The 25,085-nt window shown below is 54.4% G+C and carries 2 protein-coding genes; both read left to right on the forward strand.

Features of this window, described 5'->3' with window-relative positions:
- Window positions 1-452 precede the first annotated feature (452 nt).
- A complete protein-coding gene (locus tag EDM21_RS04505) occupies window positions 453-17,036 on the forward strand; it encodes a non-ribosomal peptide synthetase (protein ID WP_166541821.1) in 16,584 nt (5,527 codons plus the stop codon).
- 212 nt (window positions 17,037-17,248) lie between these two features.
- Window positions 17,249-25,060, forward strand: a complete 7,812-nt coding sequence (locus EDM21_RS04510) for a non-ribosomal peptide synthetase (protein ID WP_157333271.1) — start codon at window positions 17,249-17,251, stop codon at window positions 25,058-25,060.
- Window positions 25,061-25,085 lie beyond the last annotated feature (25 nt).

Here is a 25,085-nt window from a genome sequence, read left to right on the forward strand (position 1 = left end):
GCCGCCACCATCAATAACAAAATCCCTTGTAATTCAACGCTTTATCGCTTTCTGCGCTATTTTACAACAGAATAGAGGTCATGAATATGGTTAAATCGACTTACTTAATTATTGAACTAAAGTACCAGATGTTGGAATTTTAGCTAAAGTTTATAGGGATATACTCCCAGATGCCAACCGTGTCGTGAGAAAAAGACCATGCTTGAACAAACGCGGATAGGAAGATTGCCTCCGTCAACAAAGGACGACACCCGTCACTTCATAGCAGCCGTATAGGTAGATTGATAGGTATACAGCTCCGGTTCAGGGGCGTTGTATGCTTCTTTATACCCATAAAAAAGAAAATATAGAAACTATTAATAGATTCGGAGGCTAACAAGGGTCTATTTTTGACGCAACTCATCATGAGCGGTAAAGCGCATTCCAAATATTTACATGAGAGAGGGGAATCTATGTTCATAGATCAATTGGAGACATTGGCAGATGTAATCGAAGGAAGAAAAGGGGTCCAGAATAAAGGAATCACATTCATTGAGGGCGATGAGCAGGAGACTTTTCTTTCCTATCAGGCTTTCTATAACGAAGCGATGGGGTTTCTGAATGTTCTGCAGGATCAGGGAATCAGGCGGGGGCAGGAAATCGTCTTTCAACTGGATGATAACCGGAAATTTCTGACGGCTTTCTGGGCCTGTGTGATGGGCGGAATGATCCCGGTGCCCCTTAGCGTAGGCAATAACGAGGAGCACAAAATGAAAGTGTTTAAGATCTGGCAGCTTCTCAAAGAACCGTTCATGCTTGCAACGGGCAAGACACTTGAGAACTTGACGAAGCTCAAAACCAAAGGCGATTCATCGGATCTGCTCCACGCGATGGAGGGCAAGGTTCTGACGATGGAGGATGAATACGGGCATAGGCCTCATGGGGTCTCCTATAGTCCTAAGCCGGAGGACCTGGCTTTTATCCAGTTCTCATCAGGGTCAACGGGAGATCCCAAGGGCGTCATGCTGACCCATGATAATCTCATTCACAATGCTTGCGCGATCAGTCTTAGAGAAGAATTGTCGGAGAACGATTCCACGCTGCAATGGATGCCGTTAACACATGATATGGGACTAATTTGCAACCATTTTTCCCCGTATATCGCTGGGATTACTCAATATATTATGCCGACCAATTTGTTCATCCGGCAGCCGGTGCTCTGGATGAAAAAGACAAGTCAGCATAAAGTGACTCATCTCTCATCGCCCAATTTTGGCTACAACTACTTTTTGACCTTCTTCAAACCGGAAAAAGCGGAAGGCTGGGACTTATCCAGCGTGCGGGTCATTCTGAACGGAGCGGAACCGATTTCGACGGAGTTATGCCACACCTTCCTGGATGTGCTTGCTCCTTATGGTTTAAGCCGCAATGCTATTATTCCCGCATACGGACTGGCGGAAGCCTCGGTTGGTGTTGCCATTGATTCTCCGGATTACCAGTTCGTGACGTACTATCTGAACCGCGACCATCTGAACACGGGGGAGAAAGTAGTGGAAGAGGCTCCGGAAGCTCCTAACGTGGTCAGCTTCGTAGATATCGGTCCTGTTATCGAATATTGCCAGATGAGGATTGCGGATGAGAATAACGAGCCGCTTGCAGAAGACACGATCGGCATGATCCAGATTAAGGGCCGCAATGTGACGCAGGGCTACTACCACAATCCTCAGGCCACAGCAGCTTTGTTCACCCCGGACGGATGGGTCATTACGGGTGATCTCGGGTTTATACGCAAGGGACGACTGATTGTTACGGGCCGTGCCAAAGATATTATTTTTATAAACGGCGGCAATATTTATCCGCATGACATTGAACGGGTAGCAGAGGAAGTGGAAGGGGTCGAGCTTGGACGGGTAGCGGCGTGCGGCGTCAAGAACCCTGAATCCGGAGAAGAAGAAATTGCTGTGTTTGTCGTATCCAAAAGAACGCTGGCTAAATTTGCGCCAATCGCGCTTGCTTTGCAAAAGCTGCTGGCTCGTAGCGGAGGCTGGGCAATTAACAGCATTGTGCCGATCAAACAGCTGCCCAAGACGACTAGCGGGAAAGTACAAAGATATAAGCTGGCCAAGCAGTACGAAGCCGGCGAGTTCTCCGAAGTGATTGCGGAATTAGGGGAGCTTCTTGATCAGTTGGAGGAAAGTGCAGGAAGGAATACGGCGGAAGCGGCGAAGCAGCCGCAGCAGCCGCAGCAGTCTGGAATACAAGAGGCTGGCGAAGCAGCTACGCCTAAGACGCAGGCTGACTCACAGGCGCTTGCCTCCGGGACCGTGAAGGAGCCGGAACCTGCCCCGGAAACAGCGGAATTCGCGCATGGTGAGCACTCGGATAACCCGCGTCCAGCTCAGAAGCATACGGAGGATTCCGCCTCATTCGAGAAGTCTGCCCTCCGCGCGGATGCAGCGTCCGGAACGACCGCAGCCGCAGCACGAGAGATCGAGCAGACTCTGCATGATATTTGCTGTGAAGTACTCCGTAAGCGCCGGATTAATCTCATGGACGGTTATTTCGAAATTGGAGCGACCTCCATCCAGCTCGTGCAAATTCTTGAGAAAATAGAGAATCATTACGGCGTAAGTCTGTCCGTAACGGATTTGTTCGCCTACCCGTCCATAGCCGATCTGGCAGCGCATCTGCTGAAGCGGGGCCAGACAGTAGAACACGCGGGGCGGGATACTGCGCCTGACATTTCCGACAAGGATGTCGCGATTATCGGATTGTCTTTGAACGTTCCTGGAGCCGCAACGGCGGATGAGTTCTGGGACAATCTCGTACACGGTAAAGACAGCATTAGTTCTTACGGCACGGAAAGGCAGAAGGATGCCGCTGCCTACCTGGCTGCAATGGACTGCAATCCTGAGGAGCACGGATTTGTCCAGGGTGGCTATCTGGATGAGATCGACAAGTTCGATTATGCCTTCTTCAAAATCAGTCCGGCGGAAGCGGCTCTCATGGACCCGAATCAACGGCTGTTCCTGCAAACCGCCTGGCATACGGTTGAGGATGCGGGGTATGCGGGCGGCTCGCTGCGGGGAAGCAAGGTCGGCGTCTATGTGGGCTATTCCAAGGTCGGCAACGATTATGAGCGGCTGGTTGCCAAAAGCAGCCCGGGGAAATTCTCCCAGTATATTGTAGGGAATCTTCCTTCTGTACTGGCAAGCAGAATTTCTTATTTTATGGATCTGAAGGGACCAGCCGTGACGGTGGATACCGCCTGTTCTTCGTCCCTGGTATCGGTTCATCTGGCGTGCCGCGCCTTACAGTCCGGAGACTGTGAGATGGCAATTGCCGGAGGCGTTCGCACGATGCTGCTGCCTACAAGGCTGGGTCTGGACATGGAGTCCCGGGACGGCAGAGCCAGGACTTTTGACATGGATGCGGACGGAACGGGTGTGGGCGAGGGGGTCGGAGCGGTTCTGTTGAAGCCGCTCAGCAAAGCCGTGGAAGATGGCGACCACATTTACGCCGTTATCAAGGGAAGCGCCGTGAATCAGGATGGCGCCACCATCGGGATTACGGCACCGAATCCGGTATCACAGGCCGGTGTAGTGGAGGCTGCCTGGCAGGATGCCGGGATTCATCCGAGCACGCTTGCTTTTATCGAAGCTCATGGAACCGGGACGAAGCTGGGCGACCCTATTGAGATTGCCGGTTTGAGCCAAGCGTTTGAAGCGTATACGGATCAGAAGCAGTTTTGTGCAATCGGATCGGTCAAAACCAATATCGGGCATTTATTTGAAGCTGCCGGAATTACAAGTTTGATTAAATCGGTGCTGATGCTTAAGCATCAGGAGAACCCGCCGCTGCTTCATTTTAAGAAACCGAACAAAAATATCCAGTTCCAGGCGTCCCCGTTCTATGTCGATTCCGTCCGGAATCCGCTTCACAAAGGGGAAGCTCCGATCCGGGGAGGCGTAAGCTCCTTCGGGTTTAGCGGGACTAATGCACATGTGGTGGTAGAGCAGTTCAAGGCTGTGAAACCAGCTAAGGGCGCTAACAATCCGGAGCAGGCGTATGTGTTGACATTATCCGCTAAAAGCGAAGCGGCTCTGCATCAGCTGGTTCGTGCTTACGAGAATCTTCTGGCGCATAATGACTCTCTGCCCCTTGATGATGTGTGCTTCACGGCTAATACGGGCCGTTTACATCTGGAGCATCGTGCGGGAATTGCCGCCTCCTCAGCGAATGAACTGCTGGATAAGCTCCGGCTGCTGGCATCCGGGCAGTCTGGACCGGGAATTTATCAAGGCGTGTTCAAAATCGTATCCGATATGGGCCGGGTTAAAGCGCCGGGCGAAGTGACGGACACCGATCTGTTCAACAGCAGGGAAGAAGCGGCTGCCGTAATAGCGCAAGTACTGCTGCAGGGTTATACCGGTGAGAAGCAGGCAAACCAGCTCAGCGAATTGTATGTCCAGGGCGCAGTCATAGACTGGCAAGCACTGCACGCTGCTTCAGGCGGCGCGAGGAGAGTTCCGCTGCCTTTGTATCCTTTTGAACGCAGCAGATGCTGGGCGGATTATAGCCCGAAGTTTGCGCAGAATGCCGGACAAATCGGCCCGCCCGGTCTCAATTCTCACGCGCTGGGCGGTGGCGGCGCATTGAGGCAGGAAACGGCTGCAGCATATGAAGCGGTGCAGGAGCGGAGTCTTCCTTATCTGCGTCAAGCGGCCGCGGATTACCAAGACGGGGTGCCGGATGTATACGAGACTGATCGGAAAAGAGGCATTTCTGCCATCACCGCTGAGGGAATCACAAGAGAGCTGAGGGATATCGTCGCCCGGGCTTCCGGCTTTGAAGCGGACGGGATCGACGATCACCTGCACTTCCTGGAGATGGGGCTGGATTCGATCATGCTTGTGCAGGTGAGAAAAGAGATTGAGGATACGTACAGCGTGGACGTTCCGATGGCTCAGTTCTTCGAGTCCGTCACGAATCTTTCGTTACTTGCCGCTTATGTTGCGGATCATAGTCCGGCTCCGTCTGTCATTAATAGGGCGGAGGCGGCAGCAGGCCGGGATACAGCGCGTCAGCCTGCTTATCTGGGCGAATCAGCCGGCAAGGTAGTGCCGCTGAGGGAGAGCCAGCCGGTACCGCCGAGGGAAGACCGTCAGCAAGTGGGAGCGTGGCAGCCGCTTACGGGTGCACCGGCATTTGCGGGCATGTCCCCGCAGCAGCCTGAATTAGCCGAGCCGTCCACGATTACGGGGAGCGGAGCGGCGAATTATGCGGCTGGCGGGGGAACGATCGAGCGGCTGCTGACTATGCAGCTGGAACTGATGAATGCCCAGCAGCAGAACTTCGCGGGTATTATGAACCGCCAGCTGGATGTTATCAGCGGCGCTGTCCTGCCGGGATCAGATCGTCAGCAGGTGCAGGGAAGTGACCCGGCAATCGGGTTTACAGCAGGTTCAGTAACAGGCAGCGGCACACCGCTTGCAGGTGCCCCCGCTGGCCCGGCCGCCGTTGGCGCAGGAGCGGCGGCGGGGCCCATAAGCGGCCTGCGGGCTACGGAGCCTGCTAAGTCGGCCGGCTCTGCCTCAACTGCCTCAACTGCCTCAACTGCCTCAACTGCTGCAACCGCTGCAACCGCCGAAGCCGGCTCCAAGCCGTTCGTTCCGTACCAGCCTCTCGTCATTGGAGAGGATGGAGGATTTACGCCCAGGCAAAGCCGCTACCTGGCGGACTTCATGCAGCAGTATATCGGGCGGACCCAAGGCTCCAAGCGATTGACGTCCGACACCCGGCATGTTCATGCCAATAACCGGAATGTCTCGGGTTTCCGTTCGTACTGGAAGGAAATGGTATATCCGATCATCGCGCAGAAGTCCACGGGATCGAAAATGTGGGATGTGGATGGCAATGAATATATTGATTTGACGATGGGCTTCGGTGTTAATCTGCTGGGGCACAACCCGGAATTCCTGAATGAGGTCGTACAGGAAAATGCACGCACGGATCTGCCTCCGCTTGGCCCGATGTCGGATATTGCCGGAGAGGTAGCGGGACTGATTTGTGAGTTGACGGGAGCCGAGCGAGTCGCTTTCTACAATTCGGGGACTGAAGCCGTCATGGTCTCGATGCGTCTGGCCAGAGCGGCGACGGGAAGGTCGAAAATTGTCATTTTCTCCGGGTCTTATCATGGGACTTTTGATGGTGTACTTGGTGTTGCGTCTCCGGATTCTCCCGATGCGTTTGCAGTGCCGATGGCACCGGGAATTGCGGATCATTACATGCAGGACGTCATAATGCTGCCTTACAACAATCCGGAGTCACTTGAGGTCATACGGAGACATGCTCACGAGCTGGCGGCCGTGTTAGTGGAGCCGGTCCAGAGCCGCAGGCCGGACCTTCAGCCGAAGAAATTCCTGCAGGAGATCCGCTCCATTACTGCGGCATCCGGCACTGCGCTGATCTTCGACGAAGTGATTACCGGCTTCCGCATCGGCTTGGGCGGGGCCCAAGAGTGGTTTGATATCCGCGCCGACCTGGTCATTTACGGAAAAGTCGTAGGAGGCGGTATGCCGATCGGACTTGTGGCGGGGAAGACGGCTTTCGTCGATCCGGTAGACGGAGGAAGCTGGAATTTCGGAGACAGCTCATATCCGCAAAGCGCGAAGCGCAAAACCTTCGTCGGGGGCACCTTCTGTACGCATCCGCTTACGATGAGGGTCGCCCTGCGGACACTGACCTATTTGAAAGAGGAAGGGGAGCGGCTGTTCAGTGAGTTGAACGATCAGACCGCTTACCTGATGAAAGAACTGAACGCGTACTTTAAGGCGTCAGGCGTTCCGATTCATATGGTGAATTTCGGCTCTTTGTTCCGTTTTGTATCGTTCGGCGACACTGAGTTGTTCTTCTATCACTTGATTCACAAAGGGATTTATATCTGGGAAGGCCGCAACTGCTTCCTGTCGACGGCCCATACCCGTCAAGATATGGAGATCATTATCCGCGCGGTAAAAGAAACCGTAGACGTGCTGCGGGCCGGCGGATTCCTGCCGGAGCCTCCGGGGCGTCCGCCGGGCGGCGGGAAGGATCGCTCCCTGGAAGCGGGGCCAACGGTTTCGGCGGAAGGCGGCAGCCTGGCAGTTTCCGCAGCGGGTCCGGGCAGACATCCGGAACCGATGACTGCGGCTCCTGCCATCACACGGATGAATTCGGAGTTGTCCGTTAAGGCACTGCTAACGGATAACACTCCCTCGTCCGCAGGCACAGCGGAGATCAGACTGCCGCTTACCAATGAGCAGAAGCAGCTTTGGTTCGCCTCGGTGACGGGCAGCGCTGAGTCGGCTGCCTTGAACCAGTCGCTGCTGCTGCGGATGACGGGCCAGCTCAGCGTACCCGTCATGGAGCAGGCTCTTCAAAGACTGGTGGAGCGGCATGAAGCTTTGCGAACGGTTATTGATCCGGGCGGGGAATTTCAAGTTGTCCTGCCCGGGGCAGATGTGCCTATTTATCTGGAAGACATCTCAACCCTCGCTGTACCGCAGCAGGAAGAAAGCTACCGCAGCTGGCTTCTGGAAGACTCGGCAGCATTTGACCCGCGATCGGGTGAACCGCTGTTCCGGGTCCGCATCCTGAAGCGTGGCGCAGGCGAGTACTACATGTCGCTGACCTTCCACCATCTCGCCGTGGACGGCTGGTCTATCGCGCTCCTTGTTGGCGAGCTGCAGCAAGTCTATTCCGCTCTGCTCCAAGGAACCGCTGCCGCACTGCCGGACGCTGTCCCGTTCCGGGCATACATGAACTGGCAGCAGAACCAGCAGCTGCAGGAAGGAAGCCTGGCGGCGGCCGAATTCTGGAAAGAACAATTCCGGAATCCGCTCCCGGTACTGGCGGTTCCTTCGCCTGAAGGCCATGTGCGCCGCAGGCAGCATCACGGCAGCCGGATTACCGTCAGAATAGACGGCCTACTAACCAAGCAGCTTAAGGCGCTGAGTATCCGCTCCAAGAACAGCCTGTTCGTAACGCTGCTTGGCGCATACAAGCTGTTGCTGCACCGGCTGAGCGGAGAGCAGCAGATCACTGTGGGGATTCCGACAGCCGGACAGGCCCAAATGGGCGCCTACTGTCTTGTCGGAAACTGCGTAAACCTGCTTCCGGTCATAACCCGGGCACAGGGATCCGACCGTTTTGCCGATTATCTTGGCCAAGTTAAGCGGAGCATGGCCGCTCTGGAGGCTCATCAGAACTACTCGCTGGCCTCCCTTGCAGAGCGGCTGCCGGGCAGCCACTTGCCTGTGCTTAATCTTTTATTCAATATGGACCGGCCGATACAAAACTTTAGATTCCCGGGTCTGGAGACTGAGATGCTTCCATATCCCGTTCAATATCTGCACTACGATCTTTTTCTGAATGTAACGGAAATCCGCCAAGAACTGTGGCTAGATTTCGATTACAGCACAGATTTGGTGGAACCGGACATTATGAAGCAGTGGTCCGAAGCGTTCATTCATCTCTTACAGCAGTTGAGCCGTGAAGAGACATCACGTTTGTCGGAGCTGTCCCTGCTTTCTCCCGATCAGCTCCGTAAACAGTCCGAATCGGCTGTTCAGAGCGGACAGGCTGTTCTGGACTGTTATTTGCAGCCTGCCGCCGCCGGGACTATGGGGGAATTGTATATACGAAGCGAAGAGAACTGGTCTCCGTCGGGCAAGCTCGCCATGTATAAACCGGATGGGGAGGTCCTTGTAATTGGAGACAAGGACAAGCTTACCCGGATCAGAGGCTTTCAATTTCACGTTCAGCAGCTGGAACAAATTCTGATGAGCGTACCGGGTATCGCCTCTTGCGCGGTTCACCTTACAGGCGGGGATGGCGCCGGCGCTTCTCTGGCCGTATACGCAGCGGGCAAAGCCGGCCAGACCGTCAGCGCGTATGCCGCTAAGGCAGCGATGGCGGCGCTTCTGCCGGATCATCTGATTCCGAGGATGGTCATTCCGGTTGATTCGATTCCGTATTTGCCGGACGGCAGCCTTGATCTGTCGATGCTCCCGCTTCCTTCAGACGACGAGACGATTCAAGCACCGGCAAGTGAGCTGGAGCGGCAGATCCTTGCCTTGTGGGAGGAAATCCTGGGGGTTAGCCCGATTGGGACTCAGGATGATTTTTTCTCGCTGGGCGGCAATTCCCTGAAAGCGACGATTATGCTGTCCCGGATGGATCAGTCCCTCCGCAAACGCGTTCAATTGGGCGAGCTTTTCGGCCATAGTACTGTGCGAGAACTCGCTAAGCTGCTTCACAACGCAGACAAATCGGCTTACAGTCCCATTCTCTCTCTGGCAGAAGGACAAGACAAGTACCCGGTGTCTTCCGCACAGCAGAGAATATACCTTTTGAATGAACTGGAAGGGGACGGACTTGTTTATAACGTGCCGGGGCAATTGGTTATCGAAGGGAAGCTGGATAAGCAGCGCTTAAAGGAATCGTTACGACAGGTAGTGAAGCGCCATGAAGCCTTCCGGACGGTTTTTGAAATGGAAGAGGATGGTCGGATTGTTCAAAAGGTTGTGGATGCTGCGGAATTCGTTATTCCGGAATATACAGCGGCCAAAGAGAGCTGGCAAGCAAGGGTAAGCGAATTTGTCCGGCCATTCGATCTGCGGCAGGCTCCGCTGCTGCGTGCCGAGCTTGCTGTCTTCTCGCAGCAGGAAAGTATCCTGCTGTTCGATATGCACCATATCGTCTCGGACGGGGTATCGGTTTCCATTTTTCTGGATGAGCTGATCCGCCTGTATGAGGGAGAAGAACTGCCGGAACCGACGCTCCAGTTCAAAGACTATGCAGCGTGGCAGACGGAATTGGCCACAGGAGAGCAATTGAAGGCGCAGGAGGCCTACTGGCTGAATGAATTCAAGGGAAGCCTGCCGATTCTGAGCCTGCCGACGGATTATAGCAGGCCTGCGCAGCTGTCTGCCCGGGGCAGCCGGATTACATGGAGTCTGGACGAGGATCTGGCGGCCGGGCTGAATAGGCTCGCGCGCGCTGCAGGCACAACCCTGTTTATGGTGATGCTGTCGGCCTATCAGATCCTGCTTCACAAATATACCGGACAGGACGATCTGATCGTCGGCACGCCTGTATCGGGAAGACTTCATCCGGATACGGAGCAGATGATCGGGATGTTCGTTAACACGGTTGCGATTCGCAGCAGCGTGGACGGAAGTATGAACTGCTTGGATTTCCTGCAGCGTGTCAAAGAATCATGCCTGCTTGCTTTTGAGCATCAGGATTATCCGTTTGATCTGCTGGTTGACAAGCTGGAAGTTCAGAGGGAGCCGGGAAGAAGGCCTCTATTCGACACGATGTTCGTTCTTCAAAATATGGGCATTACGGAGCGGACAGCAGCGGGTGTGAAATTTAGTCCTGCTGAAATCAATCCGGGTGTCTCTCAATTCGATTTACTGTTCACCGCAGAAGACCGGGAAGATCACCTGCTGCTGCATGCGGATTACGCGACGCATTTGTTCGGGGAAGCCACCGTCAGCAGACTGCTTACCCACTATGTCCGGCTGCTGGGTTTGCTTGCAGAGAATACGGATCGGTCCATTGGTGCTATCGAGCTCCTGACAGACGAGGAAAAACAGCTCCAACTGGGGGATTTGAGCCTGGCGCAGGCGGACTATGACCGGAGTGCAACGATACATGGCCTGTTCGAATCACAGGCGGCGCGTACGCCGGAGCGGACGGCCGTAGTGCTGGACGGTTCAGTTGTCACCTACGGACAGCTCAATGAACAGGCCAACCGGATTGCGGGCTGGCTGCGGGAGCAGGGAGCCGGTCCCGACACGATCGTGGGCCTGATGATGGGGCGCTCTACCGAGATGATTGCCGGAATTCTCGGCACGCTCAAAGCAGGAGCCGCTTACCTGCCGATTGACCCGGATTACCCGGAGGAGCGGATCGCATTCATGCTGGAGGACAGCGGCACCCGCCTGCTTTTGACTGGAGGAGCCGGTGGGGAAGTACCTCATGGGGTAACTTTCCAAGGCGTGCTGCTGAATGTATCGGACCGAGAAGCATATGAGAAGTATGAGGGCAGTAACCCGGAGGCGGAAGTCAGCCCCGGACATATGGCTTATATCATTTATACGTCGGGAACGACGGGAAGACCGAAGGGCGTGATGATCGAACACCGGAATGTGGTCCGTCTTCTCTTCAACGACCGGATTCAGTTCGATTTTAACGAGCGGGACGTATGGACGATGTTCCATTCTTACTGCTTCGATTTCTCCGTCTGGGAAATGTACGGGGCGCTGCTGCATGGCGGTAAGCTTGTCATCGTACCGAAGGAGACGGCGCAGAGCCCGGAGGATTGTATCGAACTGCTGATCCGCGAACGGGTTACGGTTCTTAATCAGACACCGACTGCTTTCTACCATCTCATTCAGGAAGAAAAGAAACGTACAAGCAGGCAGCTTGATTCGATCCGTTACGTAATTTTCGGAGGCGAGGCCTTAAAGCCCGGCATGCTGCGCTGGTGGCGGAATTTCTACGCGGATACCCGATTGATTAACATGTATGGCATTACGGAAACAACGGTCCATGTCACGTATAAAGAGATTACAGAACAAGAGCTTCAAACGGATTTGAGTAATATCGGGAAACCGATTTCGACCTTAAGCTGTTACATCTTTGATGATCAGAAGCGTTTCGTACCGATTGGAGTAGTCGGAGAACTGTATGTAGGCGGCGACGGAGTAGCGAGGGGGTATCTGAACCGGGAGGAGCTGACGGCTGAGCGTTTCATTGCGAATCCCCACAGACCGGAGGAGAAGCTGTACAAGACCGGAGACCTTGCCCGGATGCTGCCGAGCGGAGAATTCGAGTACATTGGGAGGATCGACCATCAGGTCAAAATCCGCGGTTTCCGCATCGAACTCGGCGAAATCGAGCATGCTCTCTCCGGTATGTCCGGGATACAGGAAGCAGTCGTGCTCGTCAGAGGAGCCGGAGAAGGAGATAAGCAGCTCTGCGCTTATTATGTGGGAGATCGTGAATTCCGCAGTTCTGAACTGCGCAGCCACCTGCTGGAATCTTTGCCGGAATACATGGTTCCGGCGGCTTTCGTTCCGCTGGAGCGGCTGCCGATTACGTCCAACGGCAAGCTGGACCGCGGTGCCCTGCCTGATCCGCAGAGCTACATGCAGAGCGGGATCGAGTACGTGGCTCCCCGTGACAAGACCGAGGAGGCATTGGCCCGGATCTGGGCAGAAGAGCTGTCGGTGGATCAAGTAGGTGTCCACGATCACTTCTTTGAAATCGGAGGTCACTCGCTCAAAGCTTCCGTCGTAATCGCCCGGATCAACCGGGAGCTGAGTACCGGAATTCCGGTACGGGCCATGTTCGCGAGTCCGACGGTCGCGGGGCTCGCTAAGCTCATTAAGCAGCTGGGAGCAAGCGCCAATGCATATTCGCCTATTCCAGTCAGAGAAAAACAGGAATTCTACCCGGTTTCACCGGCTCAGAAACGTCTTTACCTGCTGCATCAGATTAACGAAGAGCGGAACACTTCTTATAACATGGCAGCTGCTTTTGAAATAAACGGTCTGCTGGATATGGATAGATTGGAAATGACTTTCCAGACTCTTCTCCAGCGGCATGACGCGCTCCAGACATCTTTCCGTTTGGAAGATGACGAGCCCGTGCAGGTCATCCATGACGAGGCGGTTTTTGCCATCCGTCATCTCGGGGAAGCCGCAGAAGAGGAGCTGGCCGTACTTGCGGAAGAGTTCGTCCAGCCGTTCGATCTGGGACAAGCTCCTCTCCTAAGAGTCGGCTTGGTCCGGATTGGAGAGAATCGTCATCTGCTGCTGCTCGATATGCATCACATTATTTCCGACGGTAATTCGGTGGATATTTTTATAAGAGAATTCAATGAAGTATATCGTGGGGGCTCCTTGAGTCCGCTGCCGATTCAATATAAGGACTACACGGATTGGCATAACCGGGCTGTGCGGCATGAAAGCTATAAGAACCAGGAGCTGTTCTGGCTGGAACAGTTTGGCGGCGAACTGCCGGTTCTAACGCTGCCGACAGACTTCTCCCGTCCGCAGAAGCAGAGTTTCGAGGGAGGCAAAACCTCGTTCCATCTGCCTGCGGCTCCTGCTGCGGCTCTGAGAAGACTCGCGCTGGACACCGGCTCCACCCTCTATATGGTGCTGCTTGCGGCCTTGAGCACGGCTTTGTCCAAATACGCCGGTCAGGAAGATATCATTGTCGGTTCTCCGGTCGCAGGCCGGAATCATGCGGACCTGCAGCCGGTTATGGGTATGTTCGTCAACACACTGGCGCTGCGGAATCGGCCGTCCGGGGAGAAGACGTTCCTGGCTTTTCTCGAAGAGGTCAGAGGGAACTGCCTGAACGCTTATGACAATCAGGAATATCAGTTTGAGGATCTGGTAGAACGTCTTCAACTGAAGAGGGACTTGAGCCGGAATCCGTTGTTTGATGTCATGTTTACGATGCTGATTACCGATGCAGCCGAGTTCAGTGCCGAAGGTCTCCGGGTCCGGCCTTACGAGCTGCCATCTTATTCGTCCAAATATGATCTCAGTTTGAATGCGGAGGAAAAAGGCGAAGAAATCCGCTTTGAGCTTGTTTATTCCAAAGCACTGTTCCGGGCAGGCACCATAAAGCGGCTGGCTGATCAACTTCTGCACCTGCTTGCCGCACTTCCGGAGGAAGCAGGTAAGCCCATCCGTGATATCGGGCTGCTGCCCGGTTCGGAAAGAGAGCTTCTGCTTCATACGTTTAACCGGGCTGCCGAGAAGTATCCGTCCGATCAGACGGTAATTGATTTGTTCGAACAGCAGGTGGAGAAGTCCCCGAATGCAGGGGCGCTTGTATATGAAGGCAGCCGATTAACCTTCTCGGAGCTGAACCGCCGTGCGAATCAATTGGCGCGCGTGCTCCTCTCCGAAGGAATGGGAGACAGTGCCAAGATGTCCGCAGCTGCGGGAACCACTCCGATCGTGGCTATTATGGCTGATAGCCGGATGGAGACTATCGTCGGCATTCTGGCGGCACTCAAGATCGGCTGTGCCTATCTGCCGGTAGATCCGGAGTTTCCTGCCGAACGCGTCAATTACATGATTGAAAGCAGCGGAGCTTCCATGCTCCTGAATTACCGCAAATTCACGGACAAAATAAGCCCGGATACCCGGGTGTACTTCCTCGATGATGTGGAGTTCTTCGTCGGGGATGACCTCAATGTAAGGTGCCCGTCCCGGCCGGAAGATCTTGCATATGTCATTTATACGTCAGGCACGACGGGTCTTCCCAAAGGCGTCATGGTGGAGAACCGCAATCTGATTAACTATACAACCTGGTTCAGCCGGCAATATAACATCGGAAGCCGGGACAAGACGATGCTGCTTTCATCGGCAAGCTTTGATCTGGGCTATACGGTGCTGTATTCGGCTCTGCTGAGCGGTTGTGAGCTGCATTTAGTGGATAAGCATGACACGATAGATCCGGTACGGGTGCTGCAATACATCGGGGAAGCCGGCATCACTTACATCAAAGCGACACCTTCGCTGTTTCATATGCTTGTTCACAATGAGCTTTTCGAGAACCGGCCGCCGGTACAGTCCTTAAGATTAATTGTGCTGGGCGGAGAAAAGATGAAGCCTGCGGACATCGAGGCCTTTCATGTTCAGAATCCGGAGACAGTCTTCATCAATCATTATGGGCCTACGGAGGCCACAATCGGGTGCATCACGCACAAGATCGACTTCAGCCGCTTCGAAGAGTTCAAGGAGCAGCCGGTCATCGGACGGCCGATTCATAACGCGCGGGTCTACATTCTGGATCCACACGGGAAGCTGGCGCCGATCGGTGTGCCGGGTGAGCTGGCGGTAGGCGGCCATGGCCTTGCAAGAGGGTACCTGAACCGGATGGATTTGACGCAGGAGAAATTCGTGCCGGATCCGTTCCGCGACGGGAAGCGCATGTATCTCACAGGAGATACGGCAAGATGGCTCCCGGACGGAACGATTGAATATATCGGCCGTGCCGATCATCAGGTCAAAATCCGCGGTTACCGGGTAGAACCGGCTGAAATTGAAAGCAGCCTGATGAGAAACCCGGTCATCCGGGAAGCGGTTGTGGCGGTTAAGGAGGACATGGAGGGGCGCCCGTTCCTGTGTGCGTATGTCTCCGTCCGCACTGAAACGACGGTCGCCGAACTTAGAGAATACGCAGCGGGACGGCTGCCCGACTATATGATTCCAGCTGTATTCATGCTGCTGGAGCAAATGCCTTTAACCGAGAACGGCAAGGTGAACCGGCAAGCGTTGCCGGAGCCGGAGAGCAGACTGCATACGACGACCGCCTATGCGGCGCCTGAGACAGAAACCGAGCAAATTCTTGTTGATATCTGGCAGGATACGCTCGGTATCCAAGGAATCGGCACGAGCCATCATTTCTTTGAGCTTGGCGGCGATTCCATCAAAGCTCTGCAAATTTCATCCCGCCTGCTGAGGCAAGGGTTGAAGATGGAAGTGAGGGCGCTGTTCAAGCATCCGAGAATTAAGGAACTGAGCAGATATGTGATTCCGGCCGTGCGCACCATCGATCAGGGGCTGGTGGAGGCTGTAGTACCGCTCACGCCTATTCAACACCGTTTGTTCGGTCAGAAATGGGAGGCGGTTCAGCATTATAACCACTCTGTGGTGCTAATAAAGCAGGATGGATTCGATCCGGACACAATCAGCCAAGTGTTCCATCATCTAGTGAAGCATCACGATGCCCTGCGCATGAATTACCAGCGTAAAGGCGGGAAGATTGTCCAGCGCAACCGCGGTGTGGAACCGGGTTTATTCCAATTGGCTGTCCATGATGTCAAAGACGTTGCCGACAACCGTGAACTTATCACGGCAGAATGCGCCAAGGTTCAAGCATCTATGAATATCAGCAAAGGTCCGCTGGTGAAGCTGGCACTCTTCCAGACGGCCGAAGGTGACCATCTCCTGATCGTGATCCATCATCTGGTCGTTGATGGAGTATCGTGGAGATTCCTGCTCGAAGACTTCGGAATACTCTATGCCCAGCTGCAGAACGGACAGACTCCTATACTCGCGGACAAGACGGATTCCTTCAAAGTCTGGGCGGAACAGCTCGGTGAGTATGCAGCCGGGAAGGAGATTTTACGGGAGCTTCCGTATTGGCAAAAAATCGAATCCGCCGTAACGGTACCGTTGCCGAGAAAGGGAGGCGCTGCGAGGAGCAACAAGACCGCAGATGCTGCCTCCGTCCGAATAACGCTGGAGCCGGAGCTTACGGGGAAGCTGCTAAAGGATGCCCATTTTGCCTACAATACCGAAATGAACGATCTGCTGCTCAGCGCCCTTGGGATGGCCATCAAAGAGTGGTCCGGCCACCAGCGCGTGCTGATTCAGCTCGAAGGGCACGGCCGGGAGAACATCGGCAGGGAATTGAATATAGCCAGAACCGTCGGCTGGTTCACGTCCTTGTATCCGTTCCTTCTGGAAGGCACGCAGACAGAGACTCTCGCTGATCGGATTAAAGCGACCAAAGACGAGCTGAGAAGAGTGCCGCATAAAGGAATCGGCTATGAGATTTTGAAGCATCTGCACAAGGAACGGGATCAGCTTCCACTCGGATTTCAGCTGAAGCCGGAGATCGTGTTCAATTATCTGGGGCAGTTCGACCGGGATTTTGACTTGGGGAGTATCGGGGTTTCTGACATCCCGGCAGGCGCGGAGATTGGTCCTAAATTCGAGCGGCCTGCTCTTTTCCAAATGAACGGGATGGTCCGTGGCGGATCTTTCGAGCTGGACATTCAGTACAACAAACACGATTACGATGCGGAGACGGCAGAGAAATTAGCCGATCTCTATAAGAAGCATTTGACCGAAGTGATCGAACATTGCTGCGGGAAGGATACCAAGGAATATACGCCGACGGACTATCAATATAACAAATTGTCCCAGAAACAGCTGAGTAAAATAGCCGGTTCCTTGAAGTTAAACCTGTAGCCGGATTGATAGGCCCGGTCAGAGCAAACAGCCGACCAAGGTGGCCCTCCATACAAGCGGGATTTGAGCGGGATATGGGTTAACCGTAAGGCTGGCTAAATCAGCCGGAAAGAGGCTGCCGGTCTGGTCCAATGTGGAAAGCACCGGCAGACCGATTTCTTTAAACTCGGACAGACAGGGCATTTTTTCTAAAAAATAGGGAGTGAGCAGTCATGAGTAGCCCTGAAATTGTGAACATAATCGAGATGACTCCGATGCAGGAGGGCATTCTTTTCCATACTTTAATGGACCAGGAATCGGGTGCTTACTTTGAACAAGTGAACCTGACCCTGGAAGGGGAAATGGACCCGGAGTTATTTGAGAAGAGCTTTAATAAGCTACTGGAGCGCCATGATATTCTGCGGACGGTGTTTATCGCCAAAGATGTAGATCAGCCTCTGCAAATCGTCCTGAAGGAAAGAAAGACAACTCTCAATTATCAAGATATAGCTTTTCTTTCTGAAGAAGAACAAGCAGAGGAAATCCGCAATTACCTGGAGCAGGATAAGAGCAGAAGCTTCCAACTGGAAAAGGATGTACTGATCCGTCTTGCCCTGCTGAAGCTGGGAGAAACCAAATATGCGATGATTCTGAGCTATCACCACATCATTATGGACGGCTGGTGCCTCAGCATCCTCGGCAAGGAGCTCTTCCAGATCTATGCGGCGCTTGTACAGGGGGTGCCTCCGCAATTGGAGGAGGTATACCCGTACAGCGACTATCTCGAATGGCTTGGCAGCCAGAACAAGGAAGAAGCCGTGGCTTACTGGACGGACTATTTGACTGAATATGAGCAGCAGGCGTCGATCCCTTCTTCCGTAGGGGCCGGGAAGGCCTTGGCGGATTATGACTACAAGACTTATACTTTCAAACTTCCAGTAGAGCTCACGTCTGCACTCGAAAAGCTGGCTTCCCGGCAGGGGGTTACTTTGAGCACGGTCGTTCATGCTTTGTGGGGAGTTATTCTTCAAAGATACAATCACTCGGACGATGTTGTGTTCGGATCGGTTGTATCGGGAAGGCCGCCGGAAGTGCCGGGCATTGAGAACATGGTCGGTATTTTTATCAATACCGTCCCGATGAGGGTCAAGAATACATCCGGTAAGACGTTCGGCGGGCTTTTGCAAGAAATGCACCATGCGGTCATTGAAGCGAACCGGTATAACTACGTGTCGCTGGCGGATATCCAGAAGAACACGCCGCTTAAGAACAATCTGATTCATCATATTCTCGTGTTCGAGAACTACCCCATGGATGATGAGACGATTGGGGAAGAGAACGGAATCCGCATTACCGGGACGGAAATGATCCAGTATACCAATTACGATTTTGATATTACGGTGTTTCCGCAGGCAGAGCTGGAGTTCGTGTTCACCTACAATGGACGGCTTTACGGGGAAGCGTTTATCCGCCGGATGGAAGGACATATCCGGCAGGGGGCGCATGCGGTAACGGAACATGAAGATCCCGAACTTAGCGGGATTGATATCCTGACCGCTGAAGAATCGAAGCTGATATTGGACGGATTTAATACGGATGCCGTGGAATATCCGTGGGATAAAACCGTTCATCAGTGGGTGGAGCATCATGCGGAGCAGGACCCGGAACGAACGGCGTTGATCTGCGGGGAAGAGCGGATTTCGTATGGAGAGCTCAACAGGCTCGGCAGCCGACTCGCCAGCTTGTTTATCCGGCAGGGCCTTCAGCCCGGGGATTTTGCCGTTGTTATGCTGGAGCGCTCTCCGCTCATGGTCGCAGCTATTCTGGGGATCTGGAAAGCCGGGGCGGCGTATATTCCGATGGATGTCCACTACCCGCCGGACAGGAAAACAGCGATTATCGGGGATTCGGACGCACGCCTGATTCTGACTTTATCCCGGTACGATAGTAGCGCGCTTGAGAATCTGTACCCGGAAAGATTGCTGCACCTGGACGGATACGGCTTCAGGGATGGAGATCTTGCAGCCGAAGCGATAGGCGCAGATGACACAGCTCCTAATGTACAGGTACAGGTGCACATCGAAGATGCTGCATATGCTTTATTCACTTCGGGCTCTACCGGAAAGCCGAAAGGCGTCGTGATCGAGCACAAAGGCATGCTTAATCATATCTGGGCTGAAAAAGACTTCCTGGGCTTAACCGATGAAATGGTGTTCGCCCAAAATGCGCATCATTGCTTCGATATCTCGGTCTGGCAGTTCTTCGGCGCACTCACGCTTGGCGGAACGACGGTTATCTACCCGGACGAGATTGTTCTGCAGCCGCACATCCTGCTGCAGAAGCTGGCAGCCGACGGCGTCACGCTGCTGGAAGTCGTGCCTTCGTACTTGGCAGTCGTCATGGACGTGCTGGAAATGCAGCCTGCGGCCCTGGAAGGGCTGGGCAGCTTGAAGCACGTGTTTATCACAGGCGAAGCGGGCAGCACCTCGCTGGTTAAGCGCTGGTTCGAGCTCTGCCCGGCGATTCCGATGGTTAACGCCTATGGTCCGGCCGAAGCAGCCGACGATATCAGCCAGGAGCTGATGGAGCGGGCCCCGGAGGAAGGGGAGCCGGTGTCCATCGGCAGGCCGCTGCCGAATATCCGGATGTATATAACGGATGCATCCATGAACTTGTGCCCGGTAGGTGTTCCCGGTGAAATCTCTGTGGCCGGAATTGCCGTAGGCAGAGGCTATCTGAATGATCCGGTGCGTACGGGGCAATCGTTCGGAACGGATCCGTTCTCGCCTGTACCCGGCCAAAGACTATACAAGACCGGGGATTTGGGCCGGTGGCTGCCGGACGGACGGATCGAATTCTTGGGACGCAAGGATCACCAGGTTAAGATCCGTGGCTTCCGCATCGAACTGGGCGAGATTGAGAACGCGCTGGCCGCATGCGAGGCCGTCAGGCAGAATGCCGTCGTAGCGGTAGAGAGCGGACGCAGCAGCGCTTACCTGTGCGCTTACTTCACAGTGACAGGCACTTCTCCTGTATCCGCTCAGGAGCTCAAGGATTTTCTCGCTGCACGGGTACCTGCGTATATGATTCCTATGCACTTCATTCAGCTGGATGAGCTTCCGCTGAACCCGAGCGGTAAGGTCGACCGCAAGCGGCTTCCTGAGCCGGAGGCCGTGAGCAAGGAACCGTACATACCGCCGAGAAACGATCTCGAACAGACACTTTCCTTGATCTGGAAAGAGGTTTTGGGCACAGAAGAAGCGGGAATTCATGATGACTTTTTTGACAGGGGAGGGCACTCGCTTAAAGCTATTCTGTTCGTCTCCAGAATATATTCGGAGCTCGATATGGAGGCGTCGGTCAAGGATGTTTTCACATATCCGACGATTGCTCAGCTGGCCGGACGGTTAGCCGGAAGCAGTCACGCCGAAATGGAAGCGATCCCTGCTGCGCAAATCCGGGAAGCGTATCCGCTCAGTGCGGCGCAGAGAAGACTTTTTATTCTCCATGAACTGGAGGGAAACAGCAGCACGGCTTACAACATGCCCATCGCATATCAGGTTAGCGGACGCCTGGACGTACACAAACTGGAAGATAAGCTGCGCCAGATAATTGCCAGGCATGAGATTTACCGGAGCAGTTTCGTAACAGTAGAGGGAGAACCTGTTCAGATCGTACACGAGGAAGCTGCGTTTACCATCACACAGAGGGAACTTCAAGACGATTTCGATGGCGACATCCGTTCCGTGATGGCAAGTTTTATCCGTCCCTTTGACTTGGGAGAAGCCCCTCTGCTGAGGGCAGAAGCTGTCCGGACACCGGAAGGGAATCATTTGCTGCTGCTGGACATGCATCATATTATTTCGGACGGCATTTCCGGCCAGCTGCTGCTGAAAGAATTGACTGCGCTTTACGAAGGAAAGGAGCTTCCCGCTCCAAGCATCCCGTACAAAGATTACGCCGTATGGCAGCAGGAGCGCATTGCGGGCGACGCGATGAAGGAGCAGGAAGCCTACTGGCTGAATGTCTTCGGAGGCACCGAGCCGCCTGTTCTTCAGCTTCCGCTGGACTTCAAACGGCCTCCGGTGCAGAGTTTCGAGGGCCGTACGATCCGTTTCACCGCAGGGGAAGCATTAACCCGGCAGGTGAACGAGACGGCTGCGGGAACGAAAGCGACCCTGTTCGCCGTCCTGCTTGCCGCTTATCAGGTTCTGCTTATGAAGTATTCCGGGCAAAGCGACATTGTGGTGGGCTCGCCTGTGGCCGGACGCACTCATCCGCAGCTGCAGGATGCGATGGGGATGTTCGTCAGTACGGTAGCGCTGCGTGCCTATCCTTGCCGGGAGAAGACGTTCCGGGAACTGGTGAAGGAAGTATCCGGCAGTGTCCTGGCCGCTATGGAGAACCAGGAGTATCCGTTCGAGAAGCTGGTGGATCAGCTCAATCTCGTACGCGATACAAGCCGGAATCCGCTGTTCGATACGATGTTCAGTCTGTTTGATCCCGAAGAGCAACCGGTTAAGCTTGGCGGGATGCGGCTTGAACCTTGCCCGTTTACAAATACGGCGGCTAAGTTCGACCTCATGCTCGATGCGGCCGAGGAGGATGGCCGGCTTCTATTCGACCTGCAGTACTGCACCGCCTTATTCAAGGAAGACACGGCAGAGCGGATGACCGGGCATTATTTGAATCTGCTGAGAGAGCTTACTATGCACCCGGACAAGCCATTGGGTGAAGTGGAAGTGGTGACGACAAGCGAGCGCCGGCATATTGTGGAGGTATTTAACGGCAGGAAGGGGGACTATGATTTCACACGGACCGTTCATGAACGGTTTGAAGAGACAGCAGCGAATGCGCCTTCCAAAACCGCGCTTTTGTACGAAGATGAGGCAATTTCATACGGAGAGCTGAACGTTTCCGCCAATCGAATCGCCCGGTATTTAAGGCGGATCGGCCTTGGCGAAGAGGATGTTGCGGCCGTTCTGCTGGAGAGGACCCCGCAGTTTGTGGCCGGTGTTCTCGGAATTTGGAAGGCGCAAGGTGCTTACGTTCCGATGGATCCTTCTCATGGCGTGAAGCGCCAAAAAGATATTTTGCTCGATTCCGGTGCCAAAGTACTCCTGACACTGTCTGCGCACTTGGAAGAAGAAGTGGCGGAATCTTTTACGGGTATGATCGTATGCCTGGATAAAATCGTTCAGCAGCTGGAAGCGGAAGAGGCAGAAAATTTAGGTCTGGCTTCAGACATAAACCGGCTGGCTTACATCTTATTTACGTCGGGTTCTACAGGCCGTCCTAAAGGCGTCATGATCGAACATCTCGGGATGCTCAATCACATCCATGCGGAAGCGGAAGAACTGGAACTGGACTCCGGGCTTATCTTCGCGCAGAACGCCAATCAGTGCTTCGATATTTCCGTCTGGCAGTTCTTTGGCGCTTTGGCGCTGGGGGGTACGACCGCAATCTATCCGAAGGAACTTGTGCTCGAAGTGAGCAAGTTTGCAGCCCGGATAGCCAGCGATGGGGTTACGCTGCTGGAAGTCGTTCCTACGTATCTGGCGATGCTGATGGATGCGCTGGAAAGCGGGGCCTATCCGCTTCGGAGTCTGCGTCACCTTATCATAACCGGGGAGTCGGTAAAGCCGGGGACGGCCGAGAGATGGTTCAAGCTATGCCCCGGCATACCGCTGGTTAACGCGTATGGTCCGGCGGAAGCGTCGGATGATGTCAGCCAGTACATGATGACCTCGGCTCCGGCCGGCATGCCTGTCGTTCCGATCGGCAGACCGGTGCCGAACATGAACCTGTATGTCGTGAACGAAGACATGCAGCTGTGCCCGGTCGGCGTCGTCGGCGAATTATGCGTAGCAGGCATCGGTGTAGGACGCGGTTATCTCAACGATCCGGAGAAAACGAGCCGTGCTTTCAGCGAAGATCCGTTCAGGCCCGGCGAAGGATTCCGGCTGTACCGCACCGGCGACCTCGGCAGATGGCTGCCGGACGGCAATCTCGAATTTGCCGGACGAAGTGATTTCCAGGTCAAAGTGCGGGGCTTCCGCATTGAGCTGGAAGAGATCGAGTCGGCGCTTCAGAAGCAGCCGCTCGTGAAGGAAGCGGTCGTGATGGCCAGGGATGACAGCGCCGGGGATAAGTATTTGTGCGCTTACCTGACGGTGCAGGCCGGATTCGATCCCAAGGCTCTGAAGGAGGCGCTTCAGGATGAACTGCCGGATTATATGATCCCGGGCCATCTGGTGGAGCTTGCGGCTTTGCCGCTTCTGGAGAACGGCAAAGTGGACCGCAAATCACTGCCTGAGCCGGTTCGCGATCCGGCTGCAGACAAGGAATACACCGTGGCTGCCAATGAAACCGAGCAGTGCCTGGTGGATGTCTGGGAAGAAGTTCTGGGGACCTCGCCAATCGGTACGCAGCATAACTTTTTTGAACTGGGCGGCGACTCCATCAAGGCCATTCAAATTTCTTCCAAACTGAATGCACGCGGGTATGTAATGAGAATCAAGGATCTCTTCCAGAACCCGCATATTGCGAAGCTGGCCAAGCATGTCCATAAAGCCAGCCGGGAGATCGACCAGGGAATCGTGGAAGGTGAAGTGCTGCTTACCCCGATCCAGAGGTGGTTCTTTGATCGGCAGTTTACGAACAGGCACCACTACAACCAAGGTGTCGTTTTGTTCAAAAAAGACAGGTTCGATCTGGCAGCCCTGAAGGAAGCGTGGACGAAAATCGTGGAACATCACGATGCTCTGAGAATGGTCTTCCGGCTGAAGGCCGAAGGCCCAGACAGCAGGGACGATAGTGCTGACAAGGATATCCGGGTGAATAGCTCCAATCTGGTCAGGCAGATTAACCGTGATGCAGACGGTGAGTTGTTCCATCTGACGATTGCCGACTTTCAAGGCGAAGCCGACCCTGGGGAACGGATCGGCGCGGCCATAAATGAGCTTCAGGCCAGTATAGATCTGGAGAATGGCCCGCTCGTCAAGCTCGGGGTGTTCCGGACAAACGAGGGCGATCATTTCGCAATGGTCATTCATCATCTAGTCATCGACGGGGTGTCCTGGCGGATTTTATTCGAAGATCTGACAACTGCCTATACCCAGGCCGTTCAGAATCAGAGGATCGAGCTTCCGGCCAAAACGGATTCGTATCAGCACTGGGCGCAAGGTCTCACCGAGTATGCAAAGGGCAGGGAAATGAAGCGCGAGAACGACTATTGGAGCCGGTTGGACGCTGTAAAAGCGAAGCCGCTGCCAAGATTCAGCAGCGGTCAGTCGCTTAAGAACCGGGATAACCGGACGTATACGTTCCGGCTACCAAAGGAGGAGACCGATCAGCTCCTTGCCCGCGCTCATACCGCGTATGGGACAGAGATTAACGATCTTCTGATGACCGGCCTCGGAATGGCTGTTCAGCAGTGGACGGGCGAAGACCAAGTCTTCATCTGCCTGGAAGGACACGGCCGTGAGGAAATCATAAGAGAGATGAACGTCAGCAGAACGGTCGGCTGGTTCACTTCCACCTATCCGGTTCTGCTGGATATGGCCAATTCCGAGGATCTGGGCTACGTGATCAAGCAGACGAAAGAGAACCTGAGGCAAATCCCCAGCAAAGGGATCGGCTACGGCATCCGCAAGTATCTGGCCACAAGCGGCAGCGCAGTCAGCGAACCGGAGATCAAATTCAATTATCTGGGCCAGTTCGACACGGATATTAACACGGATGTATTCCAAGCCTCCCCTGTACCGCAGGGACAGACCGTCAGCCCGGAAGCCGACAGGGAAATTCCGCTCGACATCGGAGGCGTTATTGAGGAAGGCGAACTGGTTCTGTTTATCGAGTACAACCTGAATGAGTATACGGAGGCTTCCATGGCGGAATTTGCCGGACTTTTTCAGCAAAGCTTGTCAGCGGTTATCACGCACTGCTCTTCTAAAGATTCCAAAGAAATGACCCCTTCCGACGTTGGGGGAGGAGACCTGTCCATCGACGAACTTGAAGCGATTATGTCTTTTTACGAAAGCTGAACGCGAAGAACGAAGATCAAGGGGG

The sequence above is a fragment of the Paenibacillus lutrae genome (assembly GCF_009757775.1).
GTDB lineage: Bacteria > Bacillota > Bacilli > Paenibacillales > NBRC-103111 > Paenibacillus_F > Paenibacillus_F lutrae.